Source organism: Pseudomonas sp. FG98 (genome assembly GCF_057808595.1).
In genome coordinates, this window is record NZ_JBMDIJ010000004.1 from 197498 (window position 1) to 212906 (window position 15409).

Here is a 15409-nt window from a genome sequence, read left to right on the forward strand (position 1 = left end):
TTCATGAGCTAGCTATCGGGTTCCTGCTGGATCGAGAGAGCACCGCTGGACTCTGTGGGAGCTGGCGTTGCCAGCGATGAGGCCCGCAAGAACAACACAGACCAGCAAGATCAGTGTCAAGGCGGATGGCCTCATCGTCGGCAACGCCGACTCCCACAGGGTTCTGCAGTGTTCCGGGTAGTGTTTACCAGCCTGCAATCCCACCCTGCGCCGCCATCACCTGATCCTGGGTCAACAACGCCTCCACCAGGAAGAACGTGGCACAAGCCGACTCCACCATCTGCTCCTGATCCACCCCGGTCCGGTAGTAGTGGCCAACGAAACACCCCTGCTGCACCTCGCTCGACAACAGCCCTTCGAGCTGCTTGAACGCCAGCTCACGCCATTCGTTCATCCCCGGCAGGCACTGCCACAGGCGCAGCAGGGCCAGGGAGGCGATGGCCACGGCGCAGGGGTCGGCATCGCCAGTGCTCTTGCCCCAGCGCCGCAGCCAGTAGGCGCAGGCCTCGCGAGCGGGCGCTGCATAGGCGCCGCCATACAGCCCCACCGCCTCGGCCAGGCCGAGCATGGCCCAGGCCTGGCCTCGCGCCCATTCGCCGGCCGGGCCACGGCTGACGCTTCCATCGTCGTCGAGCCGGGCATGGCTGGCCCAGGCGCCGTCGTCACCGCGCAAGGTGCGCAGGCACAGCTCCAGATGACTGCGTGCCATGGCGCGCTGGTCCGGGTCGCCTTGCAGGTGCATCAACGCCAGGGTCGGGGCCAGGGCGTCGATATTGAGGGTTGCATGGCCGCTGTCGCCGCCACCCATGCCGGGGCCCAGCGGCCAGCCGCCGATATCCGGGCGATAGTCCCGGGCCAGGGTGTCGGCGGCACGCAAGGCCAGCTCCCGTGCCGATGGGTCCTGGGCCAGGCGCCCGCCAAAGGCGGCGCCGTACCAGAACACGAAACTGCGATTCAGGCTCGGCTCGTCCAGTTGCGCCACCAGTTGGCGGCACCAGAACGCGGCCTGGTCCTGATCCTCGCTGAGCTCGGTGTAGGCCGCCCGCCGCCACCACAGTCCGGCCCAGAAACCACCCAGCCAGGAGCCGCGCCGCGACAGCTTCCATTTGCGCTCGCGAGGCAGGCGATACAGGGGGAACTGCTCGCCGCACTGACGGGAAATGCTGTCGAGCTGCTTGAACAAGGCGTTGACCACCGCCTGGCGTTTACGCTGTGCCGGCATGGGGATGGCTCTCCTCGGTGCGACGGGCGCGATACAGGTTGCGGCACAGGATGGCGCCGAGACACAAAGCGAACAGCAACAGGGTCCAGGCCGCCGCGAAGCCGCCGGGCTGGCGCAGCAGCACGCCGAACACTGGCGGGCCGACGGCGATACCGCCGAAGAAACCCAGGGAGAGCATCCCGGCACTGCTGGCCACGCCGCCGAAGCGCGCGTCGCGCAGGAGCATGCTCATGGCCACGGCATTGCTCGCCACCAGGCTCAGGCCCATGCCGATCACCCCCAGCCACAGCGGCAGATGATTGGTGGATGACGCCTGCTGCATGACCAGCAGGGTCAACAGGCCGAACAGGAACAGCCCGCCGAGCAGCATGGTTTCATCCCGCAGGCGCGAGCCCAGGGGGGTCAGCAACAGGCGCGAGAAGATCCCCATCAAGCCGAAGCAACTGACCATCAGCCCGATGCTGCCCGCGCTCACCCCGAGGCTGCTGGCATAGACGCCGAAAAAGGTGATGAACGACGACAGGCACAAGCCGGCGCAGGCCTGGATCGCCATCAACCGCAGCAGCCAGCCATTGGCCGGTGCCAGGCGCAGCGGCGGACGCGGGCCGGCTGCCGGCGCGGCAACCCGTCCCGGCACCCACAACGCCAGCAGCAATGCCAGCGGCACCCAGCACGCCAACGCCAGGCGCCAGCCCAACGCCGCACTCAGGGCCGGCAAGGCCAGCCCGGTGATCAGCGCCGACAACTGCACCCCGGCCTGCTTCAACCCCACCAGCGCCGCCTTCGGCGCTCCGGCGGTGTGGGCGATGGCCTGGTTGGTCGCCGGGTTGGCCAGGGCCTGGGCCACGCCGCAGAACGACAGGGCGACGACCACGCCGACAAAGCCCGGCAGCACCGCCATCAGGCTGAACGACAACGCCACCAGCAAAAACAGGGCGAGCAGGCCGTTGCGCGAACCGATGCGCGCCACCAGCGCTCCGGCCCAGGGCGACAGCAGCGCCGCCAGGCCAAAGGCGCTGGTGGTCAGCCAGCCAAGGTGCTCGCGGTCGATGCCGAGGTCGGCGATCAACTGCGGGCCGAGCACGCCAAGGGCGTAGAACACCATCATCGGCAGGCCCATGGCGCAGGTCAGCAGGGCCGCCAGCGCAGCGTACGGTCTCATGGTGCCCCCTTGCCCAGGCGCAGCGACGGCGCGCTGCTGTCGAAGGCCTGGCCCGGCGCCGTGGCGGCCAGCAGGTCGCGGCCGACAGTGCTGACCAGGGCATCGTCGGTGCCGTCGAGGATGTGCGTGGTGCGCGCGTGGCGGTAGATGCCGGACAACGGCGACAGCTCGCTCAGGCCCTCGGCGCCCATCACCTGGATCGCCGAATCGACCGCGCCGGACAGCGCATCCGAAGCCGCCAGCTTGGCCAGGTTGACCTCGATGGCATTGGCCACGCCGAGGTCGAACTTGTTCGCCGCGTCATGCAGCAGGCCGCGGGCGGCGGCGATATCGCGGTACACCTGATAGACCCGGCCGCGCAGCAACTGCTTGTCGCTCAAGCGGGCCAACTCGCCACGGGGCGAATGCACCCGCGCGCAGAGGTCGTCGAAGCAGCGCTGGGCCAGGCCCAGCCAGTGCGCAGCGCGAAGCAGTCGACCAAGGCCCAGGCGGCGCTGCATCAGGGCGATGCCCTGGCCGGGTGCGCCCAGCACCTGGCTGGCCTCGACCCGCACATTGTCGAACTTCAGCTCGCCCTGGCCCTGCTGACGCCCGAACAGGGCCAGCGGGCGGACGAACTGGAAGCCAGGACTGTCGGTGGGCACCAGCAGCATCGACAGCGCTTCGCCGATACCGCCGTCGCCGGTGCGGGTGATCACCGTGGCGAAGTCGGCCCGGGCGGCGCGGCAGATGAACCACTTGCGCCCGTTCAGGCGCCAGTGGTCGCCGTGCCAGTCGGCGCGGCTGTTCATGGTCGCCGGGATCGAGCCGATGCTGTCCGGCTCCGACATGGCATAGCAGGGCACCTGTTCGCCACGCAGCAGCGGTAGCAGGAAGCGCTCGCGCTGCTCCGGGCTGGCATGGCGATCGAGCATCCAGGTGTCGAGGGTGGCGTCGCAGCCGAGGATCGCCGGGGCGAACTCGCTGCGGCCTTCCTCGGCGGCCACCGCCAGGTAGTCGGTCAGGCGGTTGATCGGGCTGCCCGGATAGAAACTGCCGAACAGCCCGGCGGCCTGGGCCTTGACCTGCAACTCGGCGGCGAGCACCGCAGTGGCCTTGTCATAGGCCCCCAGCTCCAGCTCGCGGGGCAGCACCTGCTGGTCGATAAAGGCGCGGACCCGTTGCGCCAGGGCGATTGCTTCGGGGGATGCACTGGTCATGGCTCAGCCCACCTGGCGCACGTCGGCGCCGAGGCCGGCGGCATCGTCGGCGAGGGCACGCTTGTCGATCTTGCCCGCCGGAGTCAGCGGCAGGTGGCGATAGAAGCGCAGGTACTCCGGCAGCTTGTTGACCTCCAGGCCCTGCTCGCGAAGGAACCCGGTGATATCCGCCAGGGCGAACTTCGCCGCGCCTTCGCGCAGGGTCACGCACAGGCACACGCGCTGGCCGAGATCGGCGTCCGGTACCGGTACGCAGGCCACGGTGACCACATCCGGATGGCCCATCACCAGGCCTTCGATCTGCACCGGGCTGATATTGGCACCGCCGCGAATGATGATGTCCTTCTTGCGCCCGGCCAGCACCAGGTAGCCCTGCGGGTTGATGAAGCCGAGGTCGCCGGTCTTCACCCAGCCCTCGGGGTCGCGGTAGCGCTCGTCCAGCTCCGGGGCGTTGACGTACTGCATCGGGCTCAGCGGCCCGCGTGCGGTGATCTCGCCGACGTCGCCCAGGGGCAGTTCGCGACCGAGGTCGTCGACGATGCGGATCTCGCACACTGCCGGGTTCGGTTTGCCAACGCTGTTGAGCACCACGTCGAGCGGGTCGTCCAGGGTGTTGTGGCAGTTCACCCCGTCGGCCGAGCCGTACAGGCTGATAAAGCCGCAGCCGAAGTGCTCGGTGCAGCGCAGCACGGTGGCTTCGTCGATCAGCGAGCCGCCGCAGATCAGGCCGCGCAGGCTGGATTTGTCGATGTCGGCCAGGGCCGGCTCGGCGGCGATGCGCTGGAGCATGGTCGGCACGCCGAGGATAAAGCTCGGGCGCAGTTGCTCGATGGCCTTGATCGCCTCGGCCACGTCGAAGCGCGGTAGCACCACCAGCGAGCCGCCGAGCCAGCACAGCACGCCGAAGGTGGCGGTGGAACCGAACGAGGAACCCAGCGGCACCAGGTACAGCCCACGGAATTCGGCACTGTCGCTGCTGATGCGCTGCAGGAAGCGGCCACGGCCACCGACCAGGGCGTTATGCGAGTAGGCCACCAGCTTGGGCTCGGACTCGGTGCCGGACGACACCAGCAGGCGCACCGGCGAATCCGGGCACACCGTTGGCAGGCTGGCGAGATCGATCGGCGCGGCGTCGAGCAGGCCATCGAGGGTCGACCAGCCGGCACGCGGCTCGCCGTCGACGATCAGGATGCGCAGCGACAGCAGGGTCGGGCGCAGCGACTCGATCACCTCGCACAGATCGATGCCGGCGTACTCCTGCGGCACGATCACCGCGCGGGCGTCGCAGCGGCGCACCAGCGACTGGATATCCAGCTTGCCGCGACCCGGCGGGAAGGGCGCGACGATGGCGCCGAGGGCGGCCACCGCGAGGTCGATGGCGCAGCAGCGCCAAGTGTTGCTCAACTGGTAGGCGACCACGTCGCCGGCGACGATCCCGGCCTGGCGCAGGCTGCTGGCCATGCGCAGGGCGGCGTCGAGCAGTTGCGCGTAGCTGACGTTGCCTTCCGGCGACAGCACCGCAGCCTTGTCCGGCGCCTCGGCGGCGCGCTGGCGGAACAGCCCGAAGACATCCTGGTTGGGGTAGCTGCCGTCTTCGCTCCAGCGGCGACGGGTGTGCAGGGGGACGAGATCAATGATGCCGGCAGTATTCATAGGAAACTCCACGGAGATTGAACAGAGCGGTAGGCGCGGTGGGACAGGCTCGGGGCCAGGCGCGGATCGGCGGCGAGCAGGGCGAGGTCTTCATGGGCGGTGCTGGCGGGGATGCCGGCTTCGAGGCAGGCGTCGACCCAGTGTTCGGTGTTGCGTTCGGCCAGTTGTGCGGTGAGCCTGGCCGGGTCGACCTCGCCACCGAGCAGGCGGGCCAGGGCCTGGTGCTGCTGGCGGCTCTGGCAGTCGAGGGCGAGCAGGCCGTCGGCGGTGGCGAACAGGCCTTGCAGCACGGTGGGCGAGGCGATGCCGCAATGGTTGTCGAGCAGCAGGTCGGCGGCGCCGAGCAACGAGCTGTGCAACTGCGCGCCGTGGCCATGCAGCTCGCGGTCGAGCAGGGCGGCGCAGATGCCCTGGGCGCTGATCACCCCGCCCAGCACATCGAGAGCGGTGAACAGCGTGCCGCCGCGGGTACCCGAGGCCGAGGCGATGCGCGAGGCGACCCCGGACCAGGCCTGCACGGTGAAGTCGGTGCCCGGTGCATCGACCTTGGCATCGCCCCAGCCGCCGGCGTAGGCGTGGATCAGCGAGGGCCGGGTGGCATGCAGGTCGGCGGCGTCCAGTTGCAGTTCGGCGGCCTTGCCGGGTGCCCAGTTGTGCAGGAACACATCGGCGTCGCGGCACAGCTCATGGATCTCGGCGCGCCCGGCGGCGGTCTTGATATCCACCTCGCGCACGTCCTTCAGGTGATTGAGCGCGTCGAAGCGTACCGAGCAGCCGTCGGCGCAGGGCGGCATGTTGCGCAGCGGGTCGCCACCTGGCGGTTCGAGGCGGATCACCTCGGCGCCGAGCAGGCTGAGCAGATGACCGGCCAGCGGGCCCTGGATGCGGCGGCAGGATTCCAGGACGCGGATGCCTTGCAGGGGCAGTTGCCCTGGGGTGGTCTTGCGCGACGGCACGCCGGACTGGCCGCGTTGCAACTGCCAGGGGCCGGCTTCGCTGGCGGCGTAGTCGGCGTCCGCGCGGCGCTGCACCAGGCCGCGTACCGGCACCAGGGCGACGCCGCTTTCGGCAGCGATCAGGCGGATCTGCGCCAGCGGCAACGCCGCCAGGGCATCCAGGCATTCGGCGGGCATCGGTGCCACGGCGCGGGCGTAGCGCAGCAGGAAGCGCTGCCAGGCCTTGCCGGCGATGACATCGCTGACCCCGACGGCATTCCAGAAGCGTTTCCAGGGATGGCTGTCGAGGGTTTCCAGCTCGAACAGCGCGCCTTCGGCAGAGAGGAACGGCGGGCGGGCCAGGGCGTCCTGGCTGCCGGGGAGGATCTGCTCCGGGTCTTCCGGGGCGGTAGCGCCGGCCAGGTACTGGCCGATGCTCAACAGCGCCCCGGCGGCCGGTTGCAGGGCCACGCCGCTGAAGTGGCCACCACGCAACTGGCCCACGGCGGCGGCCAGCAGGCCTTGCCAGGTGAGCGCCGCGTTGAGGGTGGCGAGATAGTTCACGCCCAGCGCCTGGGGCCTGCCACTGGCGCGGCCGTGCACCGACATGAGACCGCAAGCAGCCTGGAGCGTGAATTCGGTGGACAGCTCGACCGGCAACGCCGGCAAGCCGCTGAGTCGGGTGTGCAGAGGGTGCAGGTCGGGGTGCGACAGCTGCAGCGCCGGGCCATCGGGATCGCTGCCGGCGTGCTGCAGGCCAAGGCATTCGCCCTGGCGGTGCAGGGCGGCGCTGAGGGTCTGCCAGGCGGGCAGGCAGGGGCCGCTGCGCCAGCTCAGGCTGGCGTCATCCAGGATTCGGGACATGGTGGAAGCACCTCGGGGTGGAGCGGTCAGTCGAAAACCGTTGGGGCGGTGCCGGCCGTTGCGCGGTGAGGGCCGCGCAACGGCAGTCGCGGGTCAGCCGCCGGCGACGGCGGGCAGTACGGTGAGCTTGTCGCCCGGGGCGATGGCGGTGCCGAGGCCGGAGGCGAAGCGGATGTCATCGTCGTTGACGTAGATGTTGACGAAGCGGTGCACCTCGTCGCCGTGGACCAGGCGCGCCTTGATGCCGGGGTAGCGGCTGTCGAGGTGGTCGATGATATGGCGCACCGTCTCGCCCTGGGCCTCGACCTTCTTCTGCCCGTCGGTAAGCGGGCGCAGCAGGGTTGGAACCATGACTGAAACCGACATGTGAATCTCCTTTGGTTGATGTCTCATTCCTGGATGGACAGCTGTTCTTCGAACACCCGGCCCGCGACGATGCGGAAACTGCGGACCCGGTGCCTGGCCTCGGGCCAGGTGGACAGGATCAGGTAGTGCAGCGTCGGGTCCTGGGCGTGGGCGATGTCCTCGCGACTGGGCCAGGCTTCGCTGGCGGTGTGCGAGTGGTACAGCACCCGGCATTCCTCATCGTTCTCGTCCAGCTCGTTCCACACCCGCAACTGCTCGCGCGGGTCGAAGCTGAACCAGACTTGCGATGCGGCCTGGTTGCGCATCGGGATCACCCGGTCGGCAACCTTGGCCGCGCAGGGCGCGGCGATCAGCCCGCAGGCCTCGATCGGATGCTCCCCGGCCGCATGGCGCTGGATCTGTTCCAGCGCCGCGCGGGTGATACGCAGCGGCATGCCCTGGTCCTCAGTAGGTCGGCAGGGCCGGTTCGACGTCGCGGACCCAGGCCAGCACGCCGCCTTCGAGGTTGCGCACCTTGTCCAGGCCGAGCTTGCGCAGGTCGCTGGATACCGCCTGGGAGCGCATGCCCGACTTGCAGGTGATGACCAGGTCGGTGTCACGCCCGAAGCGCTCGATGATCTGCTGCGCCACCTCGGCGGACTTGGGCATCAGCAGCGCGCCTTCGATGCGCACGATGTCCCATTCGGTCTGCTCGCGGACATCAATGATCACCGGGGCCTTGCCGCCATCCTTGAGCGACTTGAGTTGCAGCGCGCTGATCAGCGGCACGCTGGTGTCGTTGGCCGGCGAAGGGCGGTTGAGGCCGCAGAAGGCCTGGTAATCGGACAGCGCGGTGACCGCCTGGCGATTTGGCAGGCGACGGATCGGCAGTTCGCGGTAGCTCATTTCCAGGGCGTCGTAGACCATCAGGCGGCCCAGCAGCGGATCGCCGATGCCGGTCAGCAGCTTGATCGCCTCGGTGGCCATGATCGACGCGATGGCCGCGCAGAGCACGCCGAGTACACCGCCTTCCGAGCAGGACGGGGCCAGTTCCGGCGGTGGTGGCTCGGGGTAGAGGTCGCGGTAGTTGAGGCCGCGCCCGTCCGGGGCGTTCTCCCAGAACACCGAGGCCTGGCCTTCGAAGCGGAAGATCGAACCCCAGACGTAGGGCTTGTCCGCGAGGATGCAGGCGTCGTTGACCAGGTAGCGGGTGGCGAAGTTGTCGGTGCCGTCGAGGATCAGGTCGTAGCGCGAGAACAGCTCCACGGCCATGTCCGGTTCCAGGCGATCGCTATGGGCGATGACCTTGACCAGCGGATTGAGCCGGGCGATGGCCTGGCGCGCACTTTCCACCTTGAGCTCGCCGACGCTGTCGACGGTGTGGATCACCTGGCGTTGCAGGTTGGACTCGTCGACCCGGTCGAAGTCGATCACCCCGAGGGTGCCGACGCCGGCGGCGGCGAGATAGAGCAGGGTGGGCGAGCCCAGGCCGCCGGCGCCGATGACCAGCACCTTGGCGTTCTTCAGGCGGCGCTGTCCGGTCACGCCCATGTTGGGGATCAGCAGGTGGCGGCTGTAGCGGTTCACTTCCTCGCGACTCAGCTCGGCACCGGGTTCTACCAGCGGCGGTAAGGTCATATCGCTTTCTTCCATTCAGTAGATACGAACTGGAATTATTTTCAATTGTGTCAGGGAGGGTTGCAATCGGGTGGGGCGGGGGATTCGTATGGCAAAGCGCGGAAAAGCTATGAGATCTGCTGTGGCTGTACTGGCCTCATCGCCGGCAACGCCGGCTCCCACATGTTCAGCGGTGCAAACAAAACCTGGGGGAGCCGGCGTTGCCGGCGATGAGGCCAGTAAGGTCACTCAGGATTCAAAGGTCGCCAGATCCTCGCAAACCGCCGCGAACGCCCCGAGGAAGCGATCAGCCTCGGCCTGGCTCAGCACCAGCGGCGGCTGGATGCGCATCACCCGGTTGTTGTTGGCGGTGACGAAGGTGAGGATGCCGTGCTCCTCGGAGAGCTTGGTCATCAGGCGCAGGACGAACATGTCTTCCAGGCTCTGCTCCAGCTCCGCCGCCGCTTCCTCCAGATGCCGCCGCGCCTTGCCCGAGAGCATGCGCCAGGTCGCTCCGGCATGGCCCGGAATGCGCCCGGCCATTTCCTTGACCAGCGCCTCGATACCGCCGGCCATGCTGTTGCTGAACTCGATCGCCAGCATCAACCCGCGACCGCGCACCGCCTTGATGAACGGGTAGCGCGCGGCGATGGTCTGCAAGCCGTCCTGCAAGTGCGCCCCGACCTGCGCGGCGTTGGCCATCAGGCCGTCCTGCTCCAGCACGTCCAGCGCCGCCAGGGCCGCCGCTGCGGCGAAGTTGCCGCCGCCGAAGGTCGAGGTGTGCAGGGCGAAGCTGTCGATATCGCCGTAGGCTCGCTTCCACACCGCCTCGCGGGACAGGGTGGCGCCGATCGGCACCAGGCCGCCGGACAGGGACTTGGACAGGACCATGATGTCCGGTGCGGTGTTGTCCCACTCGCAGGCGAACAGCTTGCCGGTGCGGCCGAGGCCGGTCTGGATCTCGTCGAGGATCCACAGGCAATCGTATTCGTCGCAGAGATCACGCACGCCGGCCAGGTAGCCCGCAGGCGGCAGGATCACGCCGCCTTCGCCCTGGATCGGTTCGATGATCAGCGCCGCCACATCACCCTTTTCCAGGCGCTCGCGCAGGGCTTCCAGATCGCCGAAGGGCAGGCTGTCACAGCGCGGCAGCAGCGGCTCGAACGGCTTGCGGTGCTTGGCCCGGCCGGTAACCGAGAGGGCGCCGAGGGTCTTGCCGTGGTAGCCGTTGTCGCAGTACAGCACGGTGCGTTTGTCGCTGGCGGCCAGGGCCAGCTTGAGCGCCGCTTCCACTGCCTCGGTGCCGGAGTTGCTGAAGAACACCCGCGACAGATCGCCCGGTGCCAGGTCGGCCAGGCGCTTGGCCAGCAGGCTGGCGTGCAGCGGCGCCGAGAGGTACTGGATGAAGGTCGGGAACTGCTCCTGCAAGTAGCGTTGCAGCGCCTGGCTGATGGCCGGGTGGTTGTGCCCGGTGTTGAGGCAGCCGTAGCCGGCGACGAAGTCCAGGTAGCGGCGGCCGTCCAGGTCGGTTAGCCAGCAGCCTTCGCCGTGGCTGAAGACCCGCTCGATATGGTTGAACTGGTAGAACTCGCGCAGCACCGGGTTGATGTGGTCGCCGAAGCTGTTGAGCACCTCGCGGCGCAGGCTCTTCGGGTCGTTGCGCGCATCGCTGGCGCGCATCGGGCGCTGGCCGTGGTGATGGCGGCGCAGGCGGTCGAAATCCTCGTTGCCGAGGCTTTCGCCGTCGCTGGCCATCGGTGACGGGGTGAAGCCGTGGCGGGCGGCGATGGCACCGATTTCCAGGACCTTGTCCGCCGGCAGTTCGCGGCCGATGGAGAAGGCCTCGGCGCGGCCTTCCAGGGCCAGGATGATGGTTTCGGCGAGGCAGCCGTTCATGCTGCGCTTGGGCTCCAGGCCCATGGTGCGCATGCCCAGGTGCACCGCCGGGCTGGCCGAGACCAGGCCGCCATCCACCAGCAGGATGTCGCGGCGGCTGTGGGGTACGTCCATCACGTCCTTGGGCAGCGCGGCGTCGATCACCACCGAGCCGGGCAGCAGCTTGCGCGGGTCGATCAGGCCGCCGCTGGAGGTGGCGGCGACGTAGAAGCGCACGTCGGCGTAGCAGTCCTCGATGTTGTCGTGGAGGCTGACCTGGCGGTGGTACTGCGCCGGCAAGTACTCCAGCTGAGCCTCGGCCTGGCGCTGGTTGCCGCGATGCACCAGGCGCAGGCGGCAGCCTTTTTCAGCCAGCAGGCGGGCTACCGCCAGGGCGATGGAGCCCGGGTAGCCGAGTACCGCCACTTCAGCGTTTTCTGCGGCGACACCGAGCAGCTCCAGGCTGTCGAGCAGGTTGATGTAGGCAGCGTAGGCGGTCAGCGAGTTGCCGGTGGTGACCGCGACGTCGGCCTGCTCCATGGTCGCCAGGCCGCGGTTGCCGACGATCGCGGTGAAGCCGCCGAGGCCGACCAGCTCGGCGCCCTGGGCCTTGAGGTCGTTGACTCCTTGCAGCACGCGTTCGGCGATAGCCCGGGGCTGGCGCAGCATCTGTTCGGCGGTCAGCGGCATGAATTGCAGGATGCCCGAGCACTCGGCGCCGCTGGCGCTGACGATGCGCCCGAAGTCGACGAAGGGCACCAGGTTGCGCTGGCGCCAGCGCTGGCTGTCGTAGCCCCAGGCCTGTTCTTCCAGGGTGCGGTCGAGCAGGTCGATGAGCTTGACCTGATGCAGCAGGCCGGTGGAGGTGGGGTGGGCAATGAATCCGAATTTCATCAGTGGTTCTCTGCGTTGAGGCGGCTCCAGGCCGTTTCGGAGACGAGGCTCAAGCCGTCGCCCTCCGAGTTGTGGCCGAGCCAGACGTCGAAGAAGTTGAGGCGACCAGGGGCACTGAGGGCCTGGCGCAGGGTGTCGGGACAGAAGGCGAGCAGGCGCGCGCGGCAGATGCTGATCGGGCCGAAGCGCTGGTCCTCGCGCAGCGGCCGGTCGTTCAGCGGCACGTTGACCTGGGCCGCGCCGTGGCAGGCATAGCGCTTGTCCAGGTAGGTCTGGATCATCGACAGCACGCCGTTGGAGAGGTACATCACGGTGACGTTGCGCTCGGCGGCGTCGCTGGCGCTGGCCAGGCTCATGGCCAGGCGCTGCTCGATATCCGGGACCAGGGCGCGGGCGCCGTCGCCGATAAAGGCCAGCACATGCCGGCAGTTGTTCAGGGCGATATAGGGCAGCGACATCAGCGCATCACCCATCAAGGCGCGGCCATACCAGCCGGAGAAACCGGCATCGGTGCGCGGCAGGTTGCGCATCGCCGAGATGCTGCAACGGCCCACGTCATAGACCCCGGTGTAGCGATAGCCGTCGCGCTCGATCATCTCGCCGAGCAGCAGGCCGAGCCGATGGAAGAAGAAGTTCGGGGTCATTGGCAGGGTTTCGATCTGGTCGCTGGGCAGCGCCTCGCGGGTGCGCTGCAGGCGTTGCAGGCGCTCGCGACGGGCCTGCAACAGCGTCGGGGCGACGTTCAGGCGCGGCTCCAGGTAATCCAGCACGGTGGCCAGCGGTAGCTCAAGCGCCAGTTCGGTGAACGGCGAGATGTGCTCGCGGCGGCGGTTGACCTGGACGATATGGAACAGGCGCTTGAGGCGGCCTTCGGAGTAGGGCGTGGCCGACTGGTCGATCTTGCTCTTGAGGAAGAACAGCCACGGCTTGCCTTCGTCGGCGTCCGGCTGTTCGAGGAAGGCATGGATGCGCCGGCTGAAGCCGTACATGGACAACGGGCCGAGGTAGTTGAGCACCGGCTCCTGGTCCTGGTAGGCGCACACGCTGCCCGGGGCGATGATGCTGTCGGCCAGGGCGATGCCGCTGCGCCGGGCCAGGGCCAGTACGCGCTCGCGCTCGCTTTCGGTGAGGCGGCCGCACTGCCAGAGGATCCGCGATGGCTCGTGGTTGAGCACCTCCAGCACCTGGTCGAGGGCGGCGCGTTGCTGCTCGTCGAGTGCGCTGTCGCTGTTGGCCGGTGGGGCGAGGCCAGCTTGCGGGCCGGTCTCGACCCGGGATTCCAGCACTGCCTGGGTGGCGAACAGGAAGGTCGGTGCCGGGCTCTGGTCGAGGGCGGCGAAGGCGGCTTCGACACTGGCGCGGGACTCTTCCGGCTTGCGGATGAACTGCTGCCACAGGCCGCGGGCGGCGATCACCTGATGGCCGTCGTTGTCGCAGTCGAGGCTGCCCTGGAAGGCGAACCAGATCGACTCCGGCGAATCGGCGCAGACCACCAGCCCCGGTGCGCCGGCACGCTTGAGGTTGGCCAGGGTGCCGCGCAGCTCGTCGAGCATGCCCGAGGTCATGACGATCACGTAGGCGCGGCGGTACAGCTGCCAGCCGGCCAGGGCACTGACCGCCAGGGCGTGTTCGTTGCTGGCGGTGTGGAAGCCGCGGCCGCTGCCTTGCAGCAGGGCGTTCATCGAATCGATGAAGCCGGCGACCATCGAGCCGGTGAAGAAGTGGCAGTCCCACTGCTCGCCCCAGCGCGCGTCCATGCGCTGCTGGATATCCCGGGCCAGGGCCACCGGCTCGTCGGATTGCAGGGTGGTGCGGGCCAGCAGGCGATTGAAGTAGGCGTGTTCCAGATGGTCGACGAACAGCCGCAGCAGGTCGGCCCGGCGCAGCGCCTGGTCGGCGTGGGGGACGCGCACCAGGCGGTTGCCGCCGAGGCGGCCGAGCCAGTGTTGCAGGTGCTCTTCGTCGCACAGCAGCAGCGCCGAACTGGGCGAGCGCTTGGCCTCGGCACGGGCGGCGAGCAGCGCCACCAGCGGGTCGTGGTCGGGCTGTTCGGGCAGGTGGCGGGTGTCGAACAGCACGTAGTCGCTGTCGCTGCCGGCGGCAGTCAGTGCTTCTTCGGCATCGCTGTCGAGCATCCTCAGGTCGAGGAACAGCGCGTGCCCGGCGGCGTGCTCGCGCACATAGGCTTCGGCCTGCCCGGCGACCTGGCGGTACAGGCAGCGCGGATCGTTGTCCGGCCAATACTGGCTGTGCAGCGAGGTTTCATGGCCCAACCAGTGGTTGAGCCGGTCGAGCACTGCTTGCACATCCTCCTGTAGCGCGCTGTCGCGGCTGACCAGGCAGATGCCGACATTACGTGGCTTCATGGTTTGCTCTCGGTGGCGAGGGGAATCACGCCGTTGGCGGCGTGGTGTTCGTTGCGCAGCAGCGCCTCGGCGCTGCCGGCGATACCGTGGCGGACCCGCCAGGCCAGCAGCAGGGCGAGCAGCAGGCCGGTGCTCAGGCAGGCGAGCATGCCGGCCTGGCCGAGGCGGTCGAGCAGCAGCCCGGCGGCCACCGGAGCGGCCAGGCGGGTGATGACGAACAGGCTCGATTGCAGGCCGTAGTCGCTGGCGGTGCGCTGGCGGCGGCTGAAGAACAGGGTCAGGCCGAACATCAGCGCCGACACCGCGCCCATGCTCGCGGCCAGGCACAGGGCGCTGGCGATCAACCAGTTGGTACCGAGCTTCAGCCATACGCTTACGGTCAGCAGCAGCAGGGCGAGCAGGGCGGCGAGCAGGTAGACGAGGATTGCCCGGGCGGTGCCGAGCACGCCGATCAGGCGCCCGCCAATCAGGCTGAAGACCACCCCGGTGATGCCGCCGGCGATGCCGACGATCCAGGCCACTTCCTGCATCGGCAGGCCCTGGTCGAGCAGCAACGGCTTGAGGTACAGCCAGGCGGCGCCGATGAAGGGGAAGGCGGTGAGCAGCAGCCAGGTCCATTGGCGCGCGGCAGGCTGGTTGAAGAAGCTCATCCAGTCGGCGACGAAGCCGGACGGTGCCGCCTGTTCGGCCTCCACCGGCTGCGCTTTGCGGCGCAGGGCCAGCAGCGGCAGCACGCCGAGCAGCAAGCCCGCGGCCATGATCAGGAACGGTGCCTGCCAGCCCAGGCGGGCCTGGATCAGCAGCATGGCCCCGCCACCGATGATGGCGCCGAGGAACAATGCCGCCGAGCGGATGCTGCCGGCGCGTAGTTGCTGGCTGCGCGGCAGCCATTGCACGGCCAGGGCGTTGAGCGGGATATCCATCCAGGTGGCGATGATGCTGATGGCGAAGGTCATGGCGAACAGCGGCAGGCGCTGTTCGATCAGGTTCTGCCGGCCGATCAGCCAGTACAGCACCAGCAGGAGCGCACTCAACAGCAGCATCCAGTGCACCAGGTGGCCGCGGCCCAGGCGCACCCGCTGCACCGGGACGGCGAGCAGGAACTTGAACACCGCCGGTAGCCCGGCGAGCTGGAACAGGCCGATCTCGGTGCCGCTCCAGCCGTACTGGCGCATCACCAGTGGCATGCCGAACATCAGGTAGATGCTGGGTACCGCCAGCACCAGGTTGAGCCAGCCGAACAGCAGTTGCAGGCCGGCGATTCGCGTGCGCTCCAT

At 68.6% G+C, this 15409-nt stretch carries 11 protein-coding genes; all 11 read right to left on the reverse strand.

Going from position 1 to position 15409, the window contains the following annotated elements; translation table 11 throughout:
* Positions 1–184: 184 nt before the first annotated feature.
* Positions 185–1222: a glucuronyl hydrolase gene (locus tag ACODSK_RS04875; protein WP_489014245.1), complete on the reverse strand. Its 1038-nt coding sequence runs from the start codon at positions 1220–1222 to the stop codon at positions 185–187.
* Positions 1206–2384 carry an MFS transporter gene (locus ACODSK_RS04880; protein WP_489014247.1) on the reverse strand — a complete coding sequence of 393 codons (1179 nt, stop codon included), beginning with the start codon at positions 2382–2384 and terminating at the stop codon, positions 1206–1208. Before ACODSK_RS04880 ends, ACODSK_RS04875 begins: the two co-directional genes overlap by 17 nt.
* Complete coding sequence (locus ACODSK_RS04885) at positions 2381–3583, reverse strand: acyl-CoA dehydrogenase family protein (RefSeq protein ID WP_489014248.1); 1203 nt, start codon at positions 3581–3583, stop codon at positions 2381–2383. The genes ACODSK_RS04880 and ACODSK_RS04885 overlap by 4 nt, the downstream gene beginning before the upstream one ends.
* A gap of 3 nt (positions 3584–3586) precedes the next feature.
* Entirely contained in the window at positions 3587–5236 is a 1650-nt protein-coding gene (locus ACODSK_RS04890; RefSeq protein ID WP_489014250.1) for a class I adenylate-forming enzyme family protein, read from the reverse strand.
* Positions 5233–7035 carry a CoA transferase gene (locus ACODSK_RS04895; protein WP_489014252.1) on the reverse strand — a complete coding sequence of 601 codons (1803 nt, stop codon included), beginning with the start codon at positions 7033–7035 and terminating at the stop codon, positions 5233–5235. The genes ACODSK_RS04890 and ACODSK_RS04895 overlap by 4 nt, the downstream gene beginning before the upstream one ends.
* Before the next feature lie 93 nt (positions 7036–7128).
* A complete protein-coding gene (locus ACODSK_RS04900) occupies positions 7129–7401 on the reverse strand; it encodes a MoaD/ThiS family protein (RefSeq protein ID WP_489014254.1) in 273 nt (90 codons plus the stop codon).
* Positions 7402–7424: 23 nt separating this feature from the next.
* Positions 7425–7835 carry a M67 family metallopeptidase gene (locus tag ACODSK_RS04905; protein WP_489014256.1) on the reverse strand — a complete coding sequence of 137 codons (411 nt, stop codon included), beginning with the start codon at positions 7833–7835 and terminating at the stop codon, positions 7425–7427.
* A 10-nt stretch (positions 7836–7845) separates the two neighbouring features.
* A complete protein-coding gene (gene moeB, locus ACODSK_RS04910) occupies positions 7846–9018 on the reverse strand; it encodes a molybdopterin-synthase adenylyltransferase MoeB (RefSeq protein WP_489014257.1) in 1173 nt (390 codons plus the stop codon).
* Between the two features lie 228 nt (positions 9019–9246).
* Positions 9247–11766 (reverse strand): prodigiosin MAP biosynthesis aminotransferase PigE, encoded by a 2520-nt coding sequence (gene pigE, locus ACODSK_RS04915; protein WP_489014258.1) that lies wholly within the window; start codon positions 11764–11766, stop codon positions 9247–9249.
* A complete protein-coding gene (locus ACODSK_RS04920) occupies positions 11766–14132 on the reverse strand; it encodes a decarboxylase (protein WP_489014260.1) in 2367 nt (788 codons plus the stop codon). The genes pigE and ACODSK_RS04920 overlap by 1 nt, the downstream gene beginning before the upstream one ends.
* A complete protein-coding gene (locus ACODSK_RS04925; RefSeq protein WP_489014261.1) occupies positions 14129–15409 on the reverse strand; it encodes an MFS transporter in 1281 nt (426 codons plus the stop codon). The genes ACODSK_RS04920 and ACODSK_RS04925 overlap by 4 nt, the downstream gene beginning before the upstream one ends.

Coding starts and splice junctions, on each gene's coding strand:
- ACODSK_RS04875 (WP_489014245.1), bottom strand. CDS start 1,222: ATGCCGGCACAGCGTAAACGCCAGGCGGTGGTCAACGCCTTGTTCAAG.
- ACODSK_RS04880 (WP_489014247.1), bottom strand. CDS start 2,384: ATGAGACCGTACGCTGCGCTGGCGGCCCTGCTGACCTGCGCCATGGGC.
- ACODSK_RS04885 (WP_489014248.1), bottom strand. CDS start 3,583: ATGACCAGTGCATCCCCCGAAGCAATCGCCCTGGCGCAACGGGTCCGC.
- ACODSK_RS04890 (WP_489014250.1), bottom strand. CDS start 5,236: ATGAATACTGCCGGCATCATTGATCTCGTCCCCCTGCACACCCGTCGC.
- ACODSK_RS04895 (WP_489014252.1), bottom strand. CDS start 7,035: ATGTCCCGAATCCTGGATGACGCCAGCCTGAGCTGGCGCAGCGGCCCC.
- ACODSK_RS04900 (WP_489014254.1), bottom strand. CDS start 7,401: ATGTCGGTTTCAGTCATGGTTCCAACCCTGCTGCGCCCGCTTACCGAC.
- ACODSK_RS04905 (WP_489014256.1), bottom strand. CDS start 7,835: ATGCCGCTGCGTATCACCCGCGCGGCGCTGGAACAGATCCAGCGCCAT.
- moeB (WP_489014257.1), bottom strand. CDS start 9,018: ATGACCTTACCGCCGCTGGTAGAACCCGGTGCCGAGCTGAGTCGCGAG.
- pigE (WP_489014258.1), bottom strand. CDS start 11,766: ATGAAATTCGGATTCATTGCCCACCCCACCTCCACCGGCCTGCTGCAT.
- ACODSK_RS04920 (WP_489014260.1), bottom strand. CDS start 14,132: ATGAAGCCACGTAATGTCGGCATCTGCCTGGTCAGCCGCGACAGCGCG.
- ACODSK_RS04925 (WP_489014261.1), bottom strand. CDS start 15,409: ATGGAGCGCACGCGAATCGCCGGCCTGCAACTGCTGTTCGGCTGGCTC.